Origin of the sequence: Halomonas maura (assembly GCF_030409305.1) — a bacterium.
Lineage (GTDB): Bacteria > Pseudomonadota > Gammaproteobacteria > Pseudomonadales > Halomonadaceae > Halomonas > Halomonas maura.
The window spans coordinates 119030-139416 of sequence record NZ_JAUFPQ010000018.1 but is presented as its reverse complement, the minus strand read 5'-3'; the positions used below and the strand labels follow the sequence as shown (position 1 = coordinate 139416).

15 protein-coding genes are annotated in these 20387 nt (G+C 60.0%); 7 read left to right on the top strand and 8 right to left on the bottom strand.

Annotated elements, in window-relative coordinates:
- Window positions 1–218: 218 nt before the first annotated feature.
- Window positions 219–1184, bottom strand: a complete 966-nt coding sequence (locus QWY76_RS12735) for a zinc-binding metallopeptidase family protein (protein WP_290311628.1) — start codon at window positions 1182–1184, stop codon at window positions 219–221.
- Between the two features lie 338 nt (window positions 1185–1522).
- Here QWY76_RS12735 and QWY76_RS12730 point away from each other — a divergent pair, with 338 nt between their 5' ends.
- From QWY76_RS12730 to QWY76_RS12705, 6 genes are all read left to right on the top strand, one after another.
- Window positions 1523–2527 (top strand): M28 family peptidase, encoded by a 1005-nt coding sequence (locus QWY76_RS12730; RefSeq protein ID WP_290311627.1) that lies wholly within the window; start codon window positions 1523–1525, stop codon window positions 2525–2527.
- Window positions 2528–2774: 247 nt separating this feature from the next.
- A complete protein-coding gene (locus QWY76_RS12725; RefSeq protein ID WP_290311626.1) occupies window positions 2775–5303 on the top strand; it encodes an ABC transporter substrate-binding protein in 2529 nt (842 codons plus the stop codon).
- On the top strand, window positions 5300–6427 hold the full coding sequence (locus tag QWY76_RS12720; RefSeq protein ID WP_290311625.1) for an ABC transporter permease: 1128 nt from the start codon (window positions 5300–5302) through the stop codon (window positions 6425–6427). The genes QWY76_RS12725 and QWY76_RS12720 overlap by 4 nt, the downstream gene beginning before the upstream one ends.
- Window positions 6424–7776 (top strand): ABC transporter permease, encoded by a 1353-nt coding sequence (locus tag QWY76_RS12715; protein ID WP_290311624.1) that lies wholly within the window; start codon window positions 6424–6426, stop codon window positions 7774–7776. The genes QWY76_RS12720 and QWY76_RS12715 overlap by 4 nt, the downstream gene beginning before the upstream one ends.
- On the top strand, window positions 7776–8762 hold the full coding sequence (locus QWY76_RS12710) for an ABC transporter ATP-binding protein (RefSeq protein ID WP_290311623.1): 987 nt from the start codon (window positions 7776–7778) through the stop codon (window positions 8760–8762). Before QWY76_RS12715 ends, QWY76_RS12710 begins: the two co-directional genes overlap by 1 nt.
- On the top strand, window positions 8759–9769 hold the full coding sequence (locus QWY76_RS12705) for an ABC transporter ATP-binding protein (RefSeq protein WP_290311622.1): 1011 nt from the start codon (window positions 8759–8761) through the stop codon (window positions 9767–9769). Before QWY76_RS12710 ends, QWY76_RS12705 begins: the two co-directional genes overlap by 4 nt.
- A 327-nt stretch (window positions 9770–10096) precedes the next feature.
- Here QWY76_RS12705 and QWY76_RS12700 read toward each other — a convergent pair whose 3' ends face one another.
- The 4 genes from QWY76_RS12700 to QWY76_RS12685 all read right to left on the bottom strand — a co-directional run bounded on the left by QWY76_RS12700 (window position 10097) and on the right by QWY76_RS12685 (window position 15987).
- Window positions 10097–10603, bottom strand: a complete 507-nt coding sequence (locus QWY76_RS12700) for a GNAT family N-acetyltransferase (RefSeq protein ID WP_290311621.1) — start codon at window positions 10601–10603, stop codon at window positions 10097–10099.
- Window positions 10604–11323: 720 nt separating this feature from the next.
- Complete coding sequence (locus QWY76_RS12695; RefSeq protein WP_290311620.1) at window positions 11324–12385, bottom strand: AbiJ-NTD4 domain-containing protein; 1062 nt, start codon at window positions 12383–12385, stop codon at window positions 11324–11326.
- Between the two features lie 608 nt (window positions 12386–12993).
- A complete protein-coding gene (locus tag QWY76_RS12690; protein ID WP_290311619.1) occupies window positions 12994–14421 on the bottom strand; it encodes an AAA family ATPase in 1428 nt (475 codons plus the stop codon).
- Window positions 14422–14556: 135 nt separating this feature from the next.
- Window positions 14557–15987 carry a S1 family peptidase gene (locus QWY76_RS12685; protein WP_290311618.1) on the bottom strand — a complete coding sequence of 477 codons (1431 nt, stop codon included), beginning with the start codon at window positions 15985–15987 and terminating at the stop codon, window positions 14557–14559.
- Window positions 15988–16249: 262 nt separating this feature from the next.
- Between QWY76_RS12685 and QWY76_RS12680 the strand changes: the two genes are divergently transcribed.
- Window positions 16250–17215: an integron integrase gene (locus tag QWY76_RS12680; protein WP_290311617.1), complete on the top strand. Its 966-nt coding sequence runs from the start codon at window positions 16250–16252 to the stop codon at window positions 17213–17215.
- 544 nt (window positions 17216–17759) lie between these two features.
- On the opposite strand, the gene QWY76_RS12675 is transcribed toward QWY76_RS12680, so the two are convergent.
- The 3 genes from QWY76_RS12675 to QWY76_RS12665 form a co-directional block, all read right to left on the bottom strand.
- Window positions 17760–18242, bottom strand: a complete 483-nt coding sequence (locus QWY76_RS12675; RefSeq protein WP_290311616.1) for a GNAT family N-acetyltransferase — start codon at window positions 18240–18242, stop codon at window positions 17760–17762.
- Between the two features lie 35 nt (window positions 18243–18277).
- A complete protein-coding gene (locus tag QWY76_RS12670) occupies window positions 18278–19075 on the bottom strand; it encodes an alpha/beta fold hydrolase (RefSeq protein ID WP_290311614.1) in 798 nt (265 codons plus the stop codon).
- A 524-nt stretch (window positions 19076–19599) separates the two neighbouring features.
- Complete coding sequence (locus QWY76_RS12665; RefSeq protein ID WP_290311613.1) at window positions 19600–20121, bottom strand: GNAT family N-acetyltransferase; 522 nt, start codon at window positions 20119–20121, stop codon at window positions 19600–19602.
- Window positions 20122–20387: the final 266 nt, after the last annotated feature.

Sequence of the window (20387 nt, the reverse complement as noted above, 5' to 3'; positions counted from 1 at the left end):
TCCGGCATGATTGGACGGCTGCGACTACCACGCTAGCCATCTCCCCCACCTGAACCCTGAATGAGGGCGTTTCTCGCGCAACTTGGCAAGCCTGCGCTCACTGGCATGATCACGGCCAACCGAGCGCGAACCGAAAGGATCGGACCAGGGTAATCGCGCTCGTTTCTGAACTCGCCTCAACCCGCTAGCCTCGAATGCCCCCTCGCATACCCGGCGCGTCAACGCCCCTGCGCGCCCCGGCGCAGCCAGTCATGCACGAAGGCGAGCTTGCGGCGCGCGGCGTCAGACAGCACGAAGGGGTAGAGGTCCGACAATCCCATGGAGCGGTTGACGTGATTGACCCCCTCCGTGAGGGAGGCCGCAACATGGATGAGGCGCCCGGCATCCGCTTCCGAATACGGGTCCCAACCCCGGCTCGGCAGCTCAGGCGAGGACAGGCCCGTCGCGACGAAGCTGTCGGTAATATCGGTCAGGTGCAGCAGATGTGCAGCGGTCTCGGCCCAGTCCTCATGCGGATGCGCGGAGGCGTAGGTGGTCAGGAAGCGTAACTTCCAGTCGGGCGGCGGGCCGTCTTGGTAGTGGCGATGGAGCGCGGTCGGGTAGTCCGTGCGCTCGTCGCCGAACATGGTACGGAAGGCGTCGAGGAAGTCGTCGCGCAGGCTTAGCCGCCACCACAGCATATGCGCGATCTCGTGACGCATATGGCCGATCATGGTGCGATAGGGCTCGTCCAGCGCCTGGCGGCGGGTGATGCGCAGGACCGGGTCCGCCTCGGCCACGCTGATCGTCACCACGCCCTGAGCATGGCCCATGGGCACGGGTGTCGGGCCTTCTGCGAGCATGTGGAAAACGGGGCGCGCGCCCGGATCCTCCGGCCGGAACCAGTGCCAGCGACCGAGATTGTCGAGCGCCCAGCGCTTGGCGGCCTCGGTCTGTGCCCAGTTGGGGATGGCGTTCGGGATGGAGGGATCCGGGGCCAGGGCCGTCATCGCACAGGACCGGCAGAAGGCACCCTGCGCAGGAGCAATCCAATTGCAACCGATGACCTCCCGGTTGGCGCAGAAAGGGGGCATTGGCAGGAAGGCTCGCGCCTGCGGGTCGTAAGCAACGGGGGTGCCGTCGGCTGTGGTGAGGTTGTCAAACCAGAGTGATCCGGAACCGACTGGGTTTGCAAAGACGCGCATACAGTAGGTTCTCCGGAAGAAGTACAGGGCACAGGACCCGAATAGTCACGAATTCATGCTTCGCTTCTCCCGGTCGTGTGTCAACACTAATTGGAGCACGGCCGGCTATTCTTCCTGATCGAAAGCTTGAGGGGAGACAAGTGGGTCTGACCCTGGGGCCTCCTCAACCATACTGGTTGGGAGCCGGATTCGTGAAATGGCGGGCTATTCGACTCATCGCACCGATCACCTTGTCTCGAGATCGTGCCTCTCGCGACGCTCGGTCGAGTTCGACAGGCCCTGGCGCCTTGGCCAATCGGTCCCGCACGACCCCGGAGGGACGAACCGGATTTCCGTGAATGCTGATCAAGGGACGCTATACAGTGTGGTTGCTGGTCATGGCGGTGTTGCTCTCGGCGGCGCTGGCAGGCGGCTACTGGTGGATGTTCCACATGCCGGGCAGCAGCTACCGGGGCACGCCGCCGTCCCTGGATGCCCAGGGCGAGGCGCTGCGCGGGCGGTTGCGCACCCACGTGCGCGCGCTGGCGGAAGAGATCGGCGAGCGCCATGTCTGGCGCCCCGAGGCGCTGCGCGCGGCCGCCGACTACATCGAGCAGGCCTTTCGCGACGCCGGCCTCGAGCCGCGGCGCCTGCCGGTGCCCCGCGGCGGCCAGGCGTTCCACAATCTCGAGGTGCGCTTGCCGGGCCGCGGGTCAACGGACGAGACCCTGGTGGTCGGCGCCCACTACGACACCGTGCGCGGTACGTCCGGGGCCGACGACAACGCCTCCGGCGTGGCGGTGCTGCTGGAGCTGGCGCGGCGGCTGCAGGGGGCCGAACTCGAGCGGGAGATTCGCCTCGTCGCCTTCGTCAACGAGGAGGCGCCACACTTCGGCAGCGACGCCATGGGCAGCCTGAGCTATGCCCGCGAGGCCCGGGCGCGGGGCGATACCATCGTCGGCATGCTCTCGCTGGAGATGCTCGGCCACTATACCGACGCGCCCGGCAGCCAGGCGTATCCGCCGCTGCTTGGCCTGATCTATCCCGACCGCGGCAACTTCGTGGCCTGCGTCGGCAACCTGCGTTCACGACGCCTGGTGCGTCGGGTGACGGGCGCCTTTCGTCGACATGCCGAGATACCCTCGGAAGGGCTGGCCGCCCCGGAATTGCTGCGCGACATCTTCCGCTCCGACCACTGGGCGTTCTGGGAAATGGGCTGGCCGGCGATGATGCTCACCGACACCGCCAATTTCCGCAATCCGCATTACCACGGCCCAGGCGACACCTGGAACAGGCTCGACTACGCCAGCATGGCGCGGCTGACCCCGGCGCTGGCCGACACCCTGACGCAGTTGGCGCGCTGAGCCGAGGCGTCGCGGGCCGCCGATACCATCGTGCTGCGCGGATCAGCGTGAAACGGACATGGCCCGTCGCAGGCCGGGTAAACGCGCCAGCGAGTGCCTCCGGCGAGCCCCGCGCCGGGACGTGGTGGAGGCGCGAACGCTTATTCCCCTAGCTGTCAACCCGAGACGATGGGTCTGTCCGAACGCTGGAACTCGCCTAGGGTGTAGGGGAAGGCAGGCAACCGGGGTACTGGCCGAGGGAGCGCCGATGAGACGTCTGTTGTTTCTTGGCGCGACACTGATCCTGGTGGGCGTGGTCGCGGTGGCACTGCGTCAACCGGCACCGTCGACCGCGCCGACCATGGGCCAGGACAGCGCGGAGGCGGATCTGCACTCCCGCCGCGGGGCGCTGGTGGATCAGGTCGTGTTCACCCGCGAGGACGAGGCGGGACGGGTCACGGGCCTGATCGAGGCGGGCACCCATCAGGTCTTCACCCAGGGCATCTCCAATCCCGGCATCTTCCGTCGGCTGCGCGATTCGCTCGCCAGCGGCTACGACCTCTCCTACGGCACCTCCAGCGAACTGACCCTGAACCCGGCCGGGCCGGAGCTGGCCGACGGCACGCTCAATCCCTTCCATGTGCCGGCCATTCGCGAGGCGCTCAATCGCCTGGTGGATCGCGAGTATATCGCCCAGGAACTCTATGGCGGCCTGGCCGAGCCGCGTTTCCTGCCGCTCTCCACCGTCTTTCCCGACTATGCGCGCCTGGCCGCCGTGGCCCGCGAGCTGGAGCTGCGCTACGCCCATGACCCCGACGCCGCCCGCGAGGTGATCCACCGCGAGATGGCGGCGCTCGGCGCGCATCGCCGCGAGGGCGTGTGGTACTACGCGAACCAGCCGGTGCGGCTGATCGCGCTGATCCGCAGCGAGGACGAACGCCGCCAGGTCGGCGACTATGCCGCCAACCTGCTGGAGGCGCTGGGCTTCGTCGTCGAGCGCCGCTATCGCACCGCCGAGGAGGCCTCGCGCATCTGGATCGCCACGGACCCCAGGGCCGGGCGGTGGCACCTCTATACCGGCGGCTGGATCAGCATCGTCATCCAGCGCGATCAGGCGGAGGCGTTCAGCTACTACTACACCCCCCGCGGGCGTTCCGAACCCCTGTGGCAGGCCTACGCGCCGGTCCCGGAGTTCGATGAACTCGCCGACCGCCTGCAGCGCCGTGACTACCGGAACTGGGAGGAACGCCAGGCGATGATGGCGCGGGCACTGGAACTGGCCATGCAGGATTCGTCGCGGATCTGGCTCGTCGACCAGCTCAACGCCTCGGCGCGGGCCGCCAACGTCGAGGTGGCCGTCGATCTCGCCGGGGGGCTCTCCGGCTCGGCGCTCTGGCCCTACACCCTCCGCTATGCCGACCGGGTGGGCGGACGCATGGTGTTCGGCACGCCGGGGCTGCTGACCGAGCCGTGGAACCCGGTGGCGGGCAGCAACTGGCTGTTCGACCAGATCATCATGCGCGCGACCCAGGACCCGGTGGCGCTGCCCGACCCCTTCACCGGGCTCTACCGTCCCCAGCGCATCGAGCGTGCCGCGGTGACCGTGCAGGAGGACGTGACGATCGCGCGCACCCTCGACTGGTTGAGCGTCTCGACGGCGGAGGAGATCGTCGTGCCGGACGCGGCCTGGATCGACTGGGACGGCGAGGCGGGGCGCTTCGTCAGCGTCGGCGAGGCGCACGACGCGCCCGTCACCGCCCGCACCCGGGTCCGGGTGCGCTACGACGAGGACCTGTTCGAGCAGCGCTGGCACGACGGCTCGCCGCTGTCGCTGGCCGACTTCGTGGTGCCGTGGATCCTGGCCTTCGCCCGGGCCGACGAGGCGAGCCGGCTCTTCGACCCGGCCTACCTGCCCACCTTCGAGGTCTTCCGACGCCACTTCCGCGGCTGGCGCATCGTCTCCCGCGACCCGCTGATCATCGAGGTCTACAGCGATCAGAGCTTTCCCGATGCCGAGACCCTGGTGGCCACCCGCGCACCCGCGCCGCAGCCCTGGCACACCCTGGCCCTGGGGATCTTCGCCGAGCGCCAGGGGGAACTGGCATTCTCCTCCAACAAGGCGGACCGGCAGCGGGTGGACTGGATGAGCCTGGTGGCCGGGCCCAGCGTGCCGATCCTCGAGCGCCATCTCGCCTGGGCCCGCGAGCGCAATGCGCTCCCCTTCCCCGGCGTGCTCGACGAACTGCTCGGGGAGGACGAGATCGCCGCCCGCTATCGGGCGCTCACCGACTGGCATGCGAAGCGCGGTCATTTCTGGGTCGGCAACGGCCCCTTCCTGCTCGATTCGGTCCATCCCGTGGCGGGCAGCCTGGTGCTCGAGCGCTTCCGCGACTTCCCCGACCCGGCCGACAAGTGGCTGGGCTTCACCCGTCCCGCGATACCGGAGCTCGAGCTCGACGGCCCCCTGGTCACCGAGCTCGGCACGCCAGACGAGGGCGGCGCGGCGACGTTTCGGCTGGCGGTGACCCTCGAGGGCGAGCCCTACCCGCCGGCGGCGATCGATCGGGTGCAATTCCTGCTCTTCGACGGCCGCGGGACGCTGGTCGAGCGCGGCGCGGCCGAGCCGCGCGACGACGGGATTTGGCGGATCGCCCCGTCGCCGGCGACGCTCGCCGCCCTGGGCGTCGGCGCCAATCGCCTGGAGGTCGCCGTGACCAGCCACCGCGTGGCCCTGCCGGCCTTCGCCTCGCACGTCTTCGCCACGGTGCCGCCCGGCGGCACTGAGGCCTCGCCATGAGATCCCGGCAGGCAGCGGCCGTCACCGAGCCAGCCGCCCGCCGCGGCTTGTGGCGCGACCTGAGTCGCCTGCTGCTGTTCACGGTCAAGCGGCTGCTGGCGCTGTTCGTCACCGTGCTGGTCGGGGTCTACCTGACCATCGTCATCGCCAACATGGGCGGCCAGGTGGACGACCTGCGCCGCGTGCAGATCCGCAGCGAGGCCGCCGAGGCGGTGCGTGCCGACCGCGCCTTCCAGGACCTCCCGCCCCAGCAGCGCAACGCGCTGATCGAGCGCCAGGTGGCGCTGGAAGTCGAGCGTCTGCGCCTCGACGAGCCCTTCCTGGTGCGCAGCGTCGACTACCTGCAGCAGGCGCTGCGCCTCGACCTGGGGCGTGCCGAGCAGATGCACAGCGACCGGGGGTCGCGCGACGTCTACGACATCATCGTCGAGCGCCTGCCGGCGACCCTGCTGCTGTTCGGTACCGCCAACCTGCTGGTCTTCTTCGTCTCGGTGTTCGTGGCGCTGTTCCTGTCGCGGCGCTACGGCAGCGCGCTGGACCGCAGCGTGGTCGCCCTGGCCCCGACCTCGGCGGCGCCGGGCTGGTTCTACGGCATCTTCCTGATCCTCGTCTTCGCCTTCGTGGCGCCCCTGCTGCCCGCCGGCGGCATGGTGGCCGTGCCGCCGCCGGAAACGGGCTGGGCCTATACCGCCAGCGTGGTGCGACACATGCTGCTGCCGGTGGTGGCCATGTTCCTGTCGCAGATCTTCATCTCCATCTACTCCTGGCGCACCTTCTTCCTGATCCACTCCAGCGAGGACTACGTGGAGATGGCCCGCGCCAAGGGCTTGCCGTCGCAGCTCATCGAGCGGCGCTACATCCTGCGCCCGACCCTGTCGCCGATCGTCACCAGTTTCCTGCTGATGCTGATCGGGCTGTGGAGCGGCGCCATCATCCTCGAGCAGGTGTTCAACTGGCCGGGGCTGGGCTCGCTGCTCTTCCAGGCCATCGGCTACCGCGACACCCCGGTGATCATCGGTGGCGTGGTGATCTTCGCCTACCTGCTGGCCGCGACGGTGTTCGTGCTCGACCTCCTCTACGCGCTGCTCGACCCGCGCGTGCGCCTGGAAGGAGCCCAGCGATGACGGGCGCACGCTGGAGGGAGGGATGGCGGGAACTGCGCCGCTACCCCTCCGCGCTGCTGGGCCTGACGATCATCGCCGCGCTGGTGGCGCTGTCGCTCTACACGGTGATCGCCATCCCCTACGGCGAGGCGCTGGCCAAGTGGCGCGGCAGCGAGGCGTGGCAGCGCCATCCCGTCAATGCGGCCCCGCTGTGGCTCGACCGCCTCACCGGCGGTGAGGCGCCGCGCACCCTGGTCGTCGAAAGCGATATGGCGCCGGTCGAGGAGCGCGCCTTCACGGGCGGGCGCCGCCTGCGCATCCCGCTCGCCTTCGACTTCGATGCCGGCGATTTTCCCAGCGAACTGAACCTCTTCCTGCGCGCCCCGGGCCATGAGCAGCCGCCCTTCGCGCGGCTGAGCTGGCAGACGCCCGACGGACGCGAGCTGGCGCTGGGCGGGTATCGCATCGGCGCGCGCGAGCGCATCTCGCTTTCCCAGGATCGGGCGCTGGAGCGGCGGCTGGGCGGGCTGGTGCCCCACATCGGCCTGCTGGCCGAGCCGGGAACGGTGGAGGATCCCGACGCCGAGCCGCGGGTGCTGCCCGGGCGCTATACGCTGCTGATGGACGTGCTGGTCTTCGACGAGGCGGCGACCTTCGACGCCGAGCTGGTGCTCTACGGCCGGGTGCACGGCATCGCCGGCACCGATCACCAGCGCCGCGACCTCAGCCTGGCGCTGATGTGGGGCACGCCGGTGGCACTCGCCTTCGGCCTGCTGGCGGCCGTGGGCACCACCATCACCACCCTGGTGATCGCCGCCGTGGGGGTGTGGTATCGCGGCTGGGTCGACGCCATCATCCAGCGTCTCACCGAGGTCAACATGATCCTGCCGATCCTGCCCATCCTGGTGATGGTCGGCACCCTCTACTCGACCAGCATCTGGCTGATGCTCGGCGTGGTGGTGGTGCTGGGCATCTTCAGCGCCGGCATCAAGATGTACCGGGCGATGCTGCTGCCGATCCGCGAGGCGCCCTACATCGAGGCGGCCCAGGCCTACGGGGCGAGCAACCCCCGCATCGTGCTGCGCTACCTGATCCCGCGCATCCTGCCGGTGTTGATTCCCACCTTCGTCACCCTGATCCCCACCTTCGTGTTCCTGGAGGCCTCGCTGGCCGTGCTGGGCCTGGGCGACCCGCGGCTGCCCACCTGGGGCAAGGTGCTCAACGATGCCCAGTCGCAGAGCGCGCTCTACAACGGCTACTACTACTGGGTGGTGTCGCCGGCGGTGCTGCTGATGCTGACCGGGCTGGGCTTCGCCATGCTCGGCTTCGCGCTGGACCGTGTCTTCAACCCGCGGCTGAGGAGCCTGTGATGCGCGACCGGACGCTGCTGCGCGTGGAGGCGCTCGAGCTGCACTACCAGACTCGGCGGGGAGCGGTGCATGCCGTCGACGGCGTGAGCTTCGACCTGTGCCAGGGCGAGGCGCTGGTGGTGCTCGGCGAATCCGGCTGCGGCAAGAGCTCGCTGGCCAAGGCGCTGATGCGCCTGCTGCCGCGCAACGTCCACCACACGGCGGGGCGAGTCACCCTGGACGGCGTCGACGTCACGGCGCTGCCCGACGAGCGCTTCCGCCGCGAGGTGCGCTGGTCGCGCATGGCGCTGGTCATGCAGGCCTCGATGAACGCCCTCAATCCCGTCGTGCGGGTCGGCGAGCAGGTCGCCGAGCCGTTGCGGGTGCTGCGCGGCTGGCCGCGGAGGAAGGCCCTGGCGAGGGCCGCGGAGGTGTTCGAGCTGGTGGGGGTGTCCACGGACTTCCTGGCCCGCTACCCCTTCGAGCTCTCCGGCGGCATGCGTCAGCGCGCCGTGCTGGCCATGGCGCTGGTCGCCGAGCCGGCGCTGGTGATCCTCGACGAGCCGACCTCGGCGCTCGACGTGCTCACCCAGGCAAGCATCATGAACGCCCTGAAGCGAGTCAAGCGCGAGCTGGGCACGAGCTTCATCCTGATCACCCACGACGTGGCCACCTCCAGCGAGCTGGGGGACCGCGTGGCGCTGATGTATGCCGGCCAGTTCGTCGAGGTGGCCGATGCCGCGCGCTTCTTCACCGCCCCGGCGCACCCCTATTCGCAGATGCTGATGGCCAGCGTGCCGCGCCTGCACCAGCGGGCCCGCCCGGTGGCGATCCCCGGCGAGCCGCCGAGCCTGGCTGATCCGCCCGGCGGCTGTCGCTACGCCGAACGCTGCCCGTATCGCTTCGCGCGCTGTGCCCAGGACCCGCCCTCCTTCTCGCTCGGCGAACGCCACCGGGCGCGCTGCTGGCTGCACGCCGACGATAATCCGTCCGGAGGTGGCGCATGACCTCGTCCCCCGGCCATCAGGCCGACGATGACCAGGCGCCGCTGATCGCCGCCCGCGACCTGCACACCTGGTTCGAGCTGCGCCAGTGGGGCTTCAGGCGCGTGGGCGCGGTGCGCGCCGTGGACGGGGTCGATTTCGCGCTGGCGCGCGGCGAGGCGGTGGCCTTCGTCGGCGAGAGTGGCTGCGGCAAGAGCTCGCTGGCGCGTACCCTGCTCGGGCTGCACCGCCCCACGCGCGGCGAGGTGCGCTTCGCCGGCCGCTCGCTCGGCGACCTCGAGGGGCGCGCGCTCAAGGCATACCGGGCCGAGGTGGGCTACGTGCAGCAGGATCCCTACGGGGCCCTGCCGCCCTTCCTGGACGTGCGGCGCATCCTCGCCGAGCCACTGATCGTGCACGGCGTGCGCGACCGCGCCGAGCGTGAGCGGCGCATCCGCGCGGCCCTGGAGGAGGTGCGCCTGTCGCCGGCCGAGGCCTTCCTCGGCCAGTTCCCGCACATGCTCAGCGGCGGCCAGCAGCAGCGGGTCGTGATCGCCCGGGCGCTGATCCTCGCCCCGCGGCTGCTGATCGCCGACGAGCCGGTCTCGATGCTCGACGCCTCGGTGCGGGTGGAGATCCTCGAACTCCTGCGGCGCATCCAGCGCGGGCGAGGGTTGACCCTGGCATTCATCACCCACGACCTCTCCACGGTACGCCACTACGCCGAACGGATCTTCGTGATGTACGCCGGGCGCGTGGTCGAGAGCGCGCCGGTGGACGACCTGCTCGATCACCCCCAGCACCCCTACACCCAGGCGCTGCTCGCCGCCATCGCCGACCCCGACGCCGCCAACGCCACCCGGCTGCGCGAGGTGCCCGCCGGCGAGCCGCCGAGCCTGCTGCATCCACCGGCGGCGTGCCGCTTCCACCCGCGCTGCCCGCACTTCATGGCCGGGCTGTGCGACGTCGAGGATCCCCCCGACTTCGACCCGCGCCGCGACCACCGCTCGGCCTGCTGGCTGCATCGCTAAGCGCTGGCGGCGGCGGTGCGGCGGGCAATGGGCCCCAACAGCACCAACGATTAAGCCCCCGAGCCGGCCGACCGACTCGGGGGCGATGTCTCGGGGCCACTATGGACAAGCGACTCATGCGTTCGCGGCCAGGGGCGCACGCCGCGTGCCGCTTCTTGTCGCTCTCGATCAGGCGCCGGTGCTTCTCGAAGCCCTCCAGCGGCATGTTGGCCAGGTCAGGCCGTAGAAACGCACGCTGCCGTTCATCGAGCCGACCACAGTACTACCGCGGGTAAGATGGCATCATGGTCATCCAGGCACATGCCAATGGGAGCAATTCCTAACGCCCTAATCATCCGACGCGTTAGCGGTCGACTGCATTTGATTGTTAGGGCTTAGATACTTTTCCATTGAGAAATTGACTAAACTCACCCCGTTTCTTTTCACTTCATTTCTCTTGACTACAGAGAAACCACGATGCTCGAAGAACGGCTTCGCAACAAGCGACGCCTCAACGTATAAGCACTTGATACTTTTTGCCCTTGCTTCAGCAAGCAAACGTTCATACAGGGAGGACGCAACTCCTCTTCCCTGAAAATCTGGGTGAGTATAAGTGCAGTCAATATGACCATCTGCATCCAACTCAATAAAACCAACCACGCTGGTTTCAATTAAGGCAATGAACGGTTGTTTCACGTTCAGTCGCTCAGCCCAGCGCTCATAGTCGACAGGTGTGGGTGCCCAGGTTTCTTTTTGCTTTGGCGTGTATACCAAGGGATCAATTGCATGAACAGATTTATAAAATAAGTCGGCAATTTCCATAGCCTTGTCTGCAGAATATGCTTGTATATCCATAGTAGTCCTAACGGCTAGGATAAGCGGCGGCAAAAGGAAGGCGAAGCATTGCTTTTGGCCGCCGCTTGATCCCTTAGTTATGCAGCGCAATCTGGCCGCTAAGCGAGGCCCACACCCAGCGTTTAATAGCTAAAGCGTGCGACACGTTGCCGATAAAAGCAGGATTGTAGCCGCAGCTGCTTTACGCCTTTTTTTCTTGTGTCTCTTGGCCCAGCTTTACTCTCCTTTATTCTCCAACGACGACATGGCCTCTCTCGCTGTCATAGTGGGTTTAGTATCTCCAAACGCCGGCGATCTTTCATTAGTGTATGGCTCCAAATTTAACCATGTCTGAATAACATTTTTGCCTTCAGCTACATAGATAGTGTACTTAATCGAATGGATCGTGTAGCGAGTTGGCGTCTCTTCTGACGCTATTACTCCTACATTCCTAAACCTATCCCAACCATGATCATCAAAACGTTGCCCTTCCTGAAAGGCCGGGAATGGGGTATCTGAGCGAAAACACGCCACCGGCTCGTGGGCGCCAGATACATCGCATAGAAATAAGTGATATTCAGAATTCACAACAGACCCCATACATCCCTTACACCCGTTTGGACTCGCATAACGCTCAGCTCACCGAGCAAATTTTACTGGCGACGGTTTTGCCGCGCAGCGCAAAAACGGTGACAGTAAAATTTGTCCGGTGCAGCTGCTTGTTAGGGCCCTGTCCCCGCATTATAGTCTTCGAATTAAGTTCTTTGTCCATATCATACAAAACTCAATTGCCCAGTCTGTTTGGGGGACGGACAACTCTGGAACTGGTTGGCTCCCAGCACCATGCCCGAATGGGTTACGAACTTTTGAAAAGAACTCAACTAAACTCTCTCTTTCCCAGCCATTTATATACTCGCCGTTTGCCTTTGATCGAAGATTGTCAATGTAATTGGCCGCTCCCCTTTCATTCCCCTTAGTCCACCCTTTGATGTCAGAGATAATTTTGATGGTGCTTTCCAAAGCTTTCGCTGCAAATAGGGCCGGGTCTCTTCCACCGCTGTCCCGAAGGTCAATGGCTTCCTTCATATCATGGTCTACACTCTGCCACATAGGAGCGCTTACCAAATTCCAAAATGGTTGCTCAATTTCTCGCGTAATGGATTCATCCTCCGAGATTTGAATAAAACCATTATGATAATGAAGATTTGCCCTAGATTGACGGAAGCGCTCGTTTAGTTCAGCGCAAGACGCTCTAAACATCTCATTTTGAGTTTTATTCCACGCGCGGAGACCATCACCTGGATTTCCTGGTAGACGCATTCCTCGATTGGGCCTCATTTTCGCTGCCAACTTTTCCTCTTGAACTCGTTTATCGAGGCTAGCATTTAGTGTTTTAAGTTTTTCTTCTTGCTGTCGGAACGCTATTTCTATGAAGCTCAAACGCTCTTTAATAAACTGATCAGCTGAAACGGAGCCATCGTACTTGGCAAGAACAAAATTTTCGCAAACTGTGATTTTCGACCAAGATCCGCTATTCCAGTGCTTATTTCCATTCCACTCAGTGTAGTAACCGTAAGTAGAAACAGAAAGGTCCTTAAGGCCAAGTTCCATAGCTAACTTCTTGTTTAATCCATCCCATACTGCCTTAGCTTCTGACCTTTCCTTGCCGTTAGCATCGTAATAGGGAAACAGCTGTTCAGAAACGATTCGAAACCCTTGAACCAACAGCCTACGTGCATTTTCATCGAAATTATCCCAAATGGGCTTATCAAGGTATCTATAAGCAAATATATCGGTGAGCATTGCCGGTCCATTTAAATCTGAATTTTTTTAATCTCATCTTGAAGAAATTATCTACGATCAACTCTAAAGCCCTAACGCCCCGCTAAACGGCGAGCGTTAGCGAGTCCGGTGGAGGCCACGTTTTCTGTGGCCGGAACGTATTTGAGCGGCTTGTTAGCCTTCATTGCTTTGGAACCAACTTTAGCCGCCCCGTTGCCCCAGCCTTTGCTGTTCTACCCGGAGGGATTGCAAGAACACGACCATCAGAGCCTTGCCTTGACGTGTAACCTTTTGGGATAGCTACGACTCTCCCGTCCGAACCTTGACGACTTGTGCCTCCGGGTGGAATTGCGACAACACGCCCATCTGAACCTTGCCTAGATGTATACCCCTTGCGAATTTCAACGACCCTTCCGTCACTTCCTTGTCGTGAAGTTGAGCCAGGCCGCAAAGGAACAACTCGACCATCTGATCCCTGACGGGAAGTCCATCCATCTGGGATTTTTATTTTTTTACCATCAGAACCAGTTCGGTGTGTCGGCATGAGATAAATCCTCCTTGAAGGCTAACGCCGCACTCTGCGGCAAAGTTGGAGCGCAGCGGAAACTTTGTCCGACAGCAGTGCCTTGTTAGTTCTGGAATACACTTCGAATGACTTTTTCACCTAGGAAATTCGCTAGACTGTTTTCCTTTGAGACATCTATATCGGCAAGCTGACCTATAGCCTGACCCACAACAACCTCCCAAGGCTTATGACTACCTATTATTCCCATCAAGTCATTCCTAATGTGTTTCAGATTGTGGCTCTTCCGTTGATACCCACGATCTCTGAATTCGCACATGTGCGAATAATGAGGGTGATCAGTGTTTCTCTGAATCCACATCTCAATTTTATCTTCGAGATTGGACCATGTTGTTTTAATTCTTTCGAGGACCTCTTCAGAAAGAAGAAGATTTTCAGCTGCACGACACGAAAGTTTCATTCTTATCACTGGAGGTATATCGGCGATCTCTTCATCAGAATCGTCTCTGTCTCGTAGAGAATATGCAACGGCATTGTCATAGATTGAGTTGATCACACTTGCCACTTCAGTTTCATATTCATTCAAACGGGTGATGCTATCGACAGCGCAGGGAAATACTTTTAGTCTTCCCTGTGAAGTCCTGATTGCTTGCTGCCAGACCCTTTCATCATCCTCTCCCTCAACGAGGAAGATCGGGGCTTCATTGAATACGTTGGACAATGGGTGCGCACCAAATACGGGCAGTATCTTCCTGTAAACATCACTTATTGGTTTGAACTGTATATCTGTTTGCCCGGAAACAACAAAATCAATTGCCACATCGTTACACGTATCGAAAGCGCCTAAAAAAGAGGTGCTATGAGTCGCCGTGATAACAAAAAATTTATGTCCATCAACCAGGTTCTTAAGAAAATGGCCGAGCCTCGACTGCAAGTCTGGGTGTAGGTGAGCATCGGGCTCATCCAAAAACAAAATATTTGTCTTATTGGAGATACATTCTTTGGCAAAGACTAGGCACTCAATACCAAGCGATATCAGCTCAGATTCACCACTACTTATATCTTTGGGCGATATTTCAGACCCTTTTTCCAATGAATAGATCTTAAAATCCGTCCCTTCACGGCGAACCTCTATGTTGTCGAGAAGACTGTTAATTAAATCAACAATACTTTGAAAAGTGTAATTGTGGTCATTTCTAAGTTCGGGCTGCTTTTCAATTTCCCTGAGGCTTAAGAGCTCAAGCTTTCTAAACTGAAGAAGCGTTTGCTGTTTAAATTGTACAAATTGGTTATTTCTAAGTTGGTTGTTAAGCCATTGCTCATTTGTGGAGTTTTGAGCCAAGCTGGCATCAAATGTTAATGAACCGCCTCTCTCTGGTGTTATATAGCGTGTATTGCCAAAATTCTCATCATGCTCCAGAGCCTGTTCAATTTTCTTTAATGTGGTGCTTTTTCCACATCCATTCTTCCCCAAGATTACGTTTATTCTGGCTAAACTGAACAGATTGTATCCATTTTTTTCGACTATATTCATTCGCATTTCATTACTCTTGGCTTATCGCACTAACGCCGCAATAAGCGGTGAGTAATAGTTGGCTATAATGTGTAGCGTAGCGGAACCGAGCCAACTGTTACGAATCCGACTTTATTGCTTTGTTAAGTGCCGGCATTATACTTTCATAGATAAGAGTTGAAACCTTATATCTTCGCATTCGCCGGACTGAACATTATATTTAAAATTAACTCGGTAGAATGGTCTAGCATAATGGTCGTAATAAATATTATCTTCATCTTGTTCTTGATTGTGGAGGCTCCCAATAGAGGTGATTGAAGGCTTATAATATTCATGCTCTACTTTAGATATTTGCAATCGAAGAAATACTATTCTCATATCAAATAATGCATTAATACCTATATTTCCATCATCTAACAATGAAACAGACTCAATAGACAAGTCTTCTAAGCCTTCCATGATGTAGGCATCAAAACAATTAAATAGTTTCAACGTTTCCGAATAATCTTTTTTCATAAGAGCACGATCAAAAACACTCTTATCTGCCACTGATAAATATTTAAGACCTTCTTCTTCCAGAAACTCTTCAAAATTCTCGTAAGCAAAATCCGAAAATTCATAGTCTTCATTTGGAAATTCAACACCAGCAGACTTTAATACTGACAACATCGAATCCGAGGTTTGCTCAGGAAATTTAACCCGAAACGCACCATGTTCATCGAATCTCGCTTTTCCTAACAGTCGAGCGCCTTCTCCATTTGAAGCAGTCTGTATACCAGCTACTTCTTCTGGCCAATGACCTTCTGGCCATGGTGAATGTACTGTTGATAAGAGTGATGTCCAAACAAGAGAAACATAAGTAGGGCCCTTCGAATCATCTTGACCTTCTAAACAAGAAGAAATAACTCCAACTACTCTTCCTTCAACATTAAATACTGGTCCCCCGCTCATACCTCCTAAAGCTTGCATAGCAACTTCAATACAAGGTCCATTAATATGTGCCCCTCTACCTTCTAGGTATTGTTCAGTTACTAGTCCAGAAGTAATAAAGAATGATATGGTGGGTACGCCATCATTTAATATTTCTCGATATCCTGTAGACCAAAGCCTTTCACCTATCTTAGGAACGGATGCTTCAATGGGAGCGAAAAGATAATTATCATTATCTTTGAACTTGGAGAAAGGTGAATAGGATAAAATCCCAACATCACTGTATTTGGGTTCTGGCTTTTGAAATGGCAATAATCCTAAAGATACTTTTTCCTGAGCAGAGAAGTCTTGAGGCGTCCAAATTCTCATACTGCTATCACTTGGAAATGTAAATAATAGCGGATGTTTCTCTATTGTTTCTTCGATGACATGAGTCGCTGTCAAGCAAAGCCCTGGGGCAATCATAACGCCGCTACCGATAATGCATTGTCGCTCACTGTCTATAAATCCAATTGCAACAATTAGCCCTTCAAGCCTCCATAACGCCTCCTCACCAATTCCGTCAATTGGATGAAATTCTGGACGTATCCATTTGCAATCTCGATCTAGAGAATTGGTTTCAGGGTGTTCAATCATTGTTTGGAATGATTTTTTCAATTTTACCTCTAAAAAAAATAGTTTTTAAGGCGAACAGGTGTAGCTAGATTAGGCACTTAACAGTGATTAGACGGAACGCTATGATATTGGATGAACGTGCTGGCACGTTCAACAATGTTATCTAGCGCGCCTTTCTTCACATAACCAATTGATATCTAACAATATTAAGAATAGCTCGGCAGTCTATGCAGGATTCGCGCGCTTGCGCTTTTTGCCGGCGCCAATAATACTGTACGTATATCCATGCATCGAGAGGACAACCATGGATACGCAGAGTAAGCCGCCGAAGCTGATGGATCGAGTGAAGGCTACCATGCGGGTGAAGCGCTACAGCCCACGTACCGAGAAGACCTACTGCTACTGGATACGCTACTTCATTCGCTTCCACGGCGTGCGGCATCCCGGCAGCATGGGAGGCTCCGAGGTGCGGGCCTTCCTGGAACACCTTGCGGTGGAACGCCATGTGGCGTCGGCTACACAGAACCAGGCCCTGAATGCCCTCGTCTTTCTCTACCGCCACGTCCTCGAACAGCCCTTGGGCGACATCGGTGAATTCTCACGCTCCAGGCGCCCTCGCCGGCTGCCGGTGGTGCTGTCCCACGAAGAAGCAATGCGAGTGCTGAGCCAACTGTCAGGCCCCATGCGGTTGATGGGAGCCTTGATGTACGGTTCAGGGCTCCGGCTTCTCGAAACCTGCCGTCTGCGCGTACGAGATATCGACTTCGAACGCCAGATTGTCACGGTGAGAGCCGGCAAAGGCGATAAGGACCGCACCACCTTGCTCCCGGCCACTTGTATCCCTTGCTTACAGCAGCAGATTACCTCGGCCAAGCGCCAGCTTGACTACCGGCTCGCTCAGGGCCGGGGGCCGGTGACGCTACCCCATGCGCTGGATCGCAAGTACCCGAATGCGGGAGTCTCCCTGGCCTGGCAATGGCTCTTTCCAGCCAGCCGCCCCTGCTTCGATGACACTGGCAAGGTTGTTCTTCATCATATCCACCCATCCGCGGTACAGAAGGCCGTCAAGCATGCAATGAGAACGGCATCGCTGACGCGGCCCGGCTCCTGCCATACCCTGCGACACAGCTTCGCCACCCAGTTGCTGAACCAGGGCACGGATATCCGCACGGTTCAGGAACTGCTGGGGCACAAGAGCGTGGAAACCACGCAGATCTACACCCATGTGCTGGGAAATGGGTTCGCCGGTGTGAAGAGCCCTCTGGGGTAGCCACGGTATCGTCATGCTCGGGCACGCTACCGCCTGACCCACCGGCATGATGCGACGGCACTCCTGCCATCTCCTGCGGTAGTCCCTGCGCAATCCCCTCGTGGCCATCTTTCGCGGCCTTATCAGGCCAGACTAATCAAGGACCGGTGCCAGCGCAAAAGTCGCCTGCCAATTGTGCCAAGAGGTGCCTAAGAGGCACGGAAGTGTGTCATTCATCTTTCACTTTCGGAGAATCCCCGCTGGCTCGGCCAAGCGTCGAAACGCATTGTTCAGAAGTCTTGTATGTCGTCCCAAGGGAGAGTGCTGATCGGGTATCCGATATCCGGTATCCGCCGAATAGCGCCGTGGTGCCGTGTCGCTGGCTCGCCATTGGCGATAAAGGCGCCCCATGCAGGGCATGCCAGGATGGGCCTCAGCCCCACGGCTCGAGGTGGATATGGGCCTCCGGCGACCCCGGGATGCACGGGGCGCCTGACGACGGCTTCGCGCAACGAGTGGCGCTGCTACGATACCCCGATCGGTGGCCTCGTCCATCGAGTCGAGGTCAGGGCGTGGACGCGAGGTCGCGCTGCATGATGGTCACCGCCTCGCCGCGGTAGTGGCGATCCTCCAGGTCCCGCCAGCCGAGCCGCCGGTAGAGGGCCTGCTGATCCGGCGTGTAGAGATAGAAGCGACGGTGGCCGTGGGCGCGGGCCTCTTCCTCCACGCGGCCCACCAGCCGCGAGGCGATCTCCCTCCCCCGCCATTCCGGCAGCACGTAGACCGAGGCCAGCCAGGGGGTCAGCTCGCGGCGATCGCTCATGTCGTCGACCACCAGGCTGGCCATGCCCACCGGGCACTCACCGGCCATGGCGGCGAACACCGAGGGCACCCCGGCCGGGCCACAGTCGGCGCGAAACGACTCGACGGCGGCCGCCAGGCTGCGCCCGGGATGCAGGTGCCCCCACTCGCCGTGGGCCCAGCCCGCCAGGGTGGCGATATGGGGCGAGGTGTCGTCGATGCGGAGGAAGCGAAGGTCGGTGTCCATGATGCGGTGTCCCTGTCGAGGGTGGAGGAGAGAAATTACCGAGCGCAAGTCGCCAGGAACCGGGCCATTGCCTCGTTGACCTGGGCCGGCTGCTCGAGGGCCACCAGATGCCCGGCGCGCGGAATCACGGTGAGGGTGGAATCGGGCAGCCGCTCGTGAATTCGGCGAGAGAGCGCCACCGGCAGGGAGCGATCCTCCTCCCCCACCAGCACGAGTGCCGGCACGCGGATCTCCTCCAGGCGATCGAGCACCGAGTCCCGCTTGATCAGCGCATCCAGCCCCAACAGCATTGAGGGTACGTGGTTCTCGGCAACGCGCGCCATCCACTCGCTGACCAGGGCACGGTTCTCGCGCCGAGTGGTGGCACCGAACATCAGCTTCGCGATGGACGGCAGCAGCGGGCGAAAGCCGAAGGCGCGAGCCGTGGCCCCCATGGCGCGATACTTCACCCTGTGCCAGGCGGTTTCCGCGCCGGCATCCGTATCCATCAGGATCAGGCCGGCGACCCGGTCCGGGTGGCTCAACGCGCCGCGAAGCGCCACCATCCCGCCAATCGACAGGCCACACCAGATCGCCCGTTCGATGCCGAGCTCATCCAGCACGGCAATGACGTCAGAAACGGCATCGTACAGCGTGAACGGCTCCGAGATGTGGCCGGACCGGCCATGGCCGCGCAAGTCGGGATTGATGACCCGGTAGTGCTCGGCCAGCACCGGCACCTGCTCGCGCCACATCTTGCCCGAGCAGAGAAAGCCGTGGCCGAGGACGATGGGCAACCCCGCGCCGCTGTCTTCGAAGGCGATCCGGATGCCCTGGTGATCGACCACGGTCATGGGTGTCTCCAATGGAAAGAATGAACAGGGGATACCTCGTCAGGGAACACGGATCGGCAACCCCACAACCAGCCAGCACAAGAAACACGCGTCCAGTTGAGCGCAATAGTGACGCGTCATTCAATAAATCGATACTGTAACCGAGTGATTGCGTGAGTTTGTCAATCGACGAACGGCTTCCAGCAGCCAAGGTGCAAGGTCCGGCTGGTCTGTTTGATAGACTTCCTCGTCACAGCCGCCAACGCAAAGCGTATCCTTGTCGCGCCTCAAGGCGTTTCTAACGAAAGTATCTCGTCTCGTAGGTGGTGACCTTGAAATGCTCAATCGCCAAACTGGCAAGAAAACCGACTGGTGCCAACAGCACACCGACAAGAGGGCGGTCCACGACAATTCGTCTAATGCCTAGTCGGTGTTAAGTACAAGTCGCAGTTCGGTTGAGAGAGCATCTGCGTGCGAAAGTGTTGCGGATGTTGCCATTCCTTGGACCCCTCAGGCAAAGCATCGATCACGCCCAAGGCCAGCCCTCATGCATGTTTCGCGTCCATGGTATTGTGATGAGATGTTTCCCATTGCGCCGAGGTCAGTCGGTACAGCCTCACTTGACGACCATGGAACTCGAGAACATCGAACTTGGAAAATCCAGATTTCGCAGCGACCTTCATCGATGCCACATGCGCAGGCTCGACGATGACTACCACCGAATGGAACAGTCTATTCCCGAAAGCAATATTCAATACTGCCTTCGCCGCCTCAGATGCCAACCCCTTGTTCCAATAACGTGTCGCGAGCCGATAGCCAAGGCTGATTTCCTCGGCATCAGCGACCATCTCTGGCCCTACACCGCAGAACCCTATCAATGCAGAGTCTTTTTTATCGATTAACGCCCATGGCCCCACGCCATGGGAGTCGTAGCAAGCCAAACACCATTCAATGAAGTTTCGGGTAGCAACCTCATCACAAACGCCACTGACAGAATGTCTCATCACTTCAGGATCGCTGAGGATCTCGGTCAACTCGGGAGCGTCGCCAAGAGACAGCGTCCGCATGATCAACCTCTCCGTTTCACAAATTTTCACGATCACCTCCCTGTGCATGACGTTTGAGGTAATGGGCGGCAATGCAACGAAGTCACAATCCGGGTCAGACCTCGTTCACGGCATATAATCAAGAGCAGAGCCTGTCCCTGATTTTCCGTTTCAGGCTTGGCGGGAGCGAACGACAAGCGACCGCTGTAAGCCGTCACCTGAAAGCGATTGTTTGGCTTGGCTTTGATTGGAGTGATGGCGTACGGATCATAGCCACTTCCCCAGCA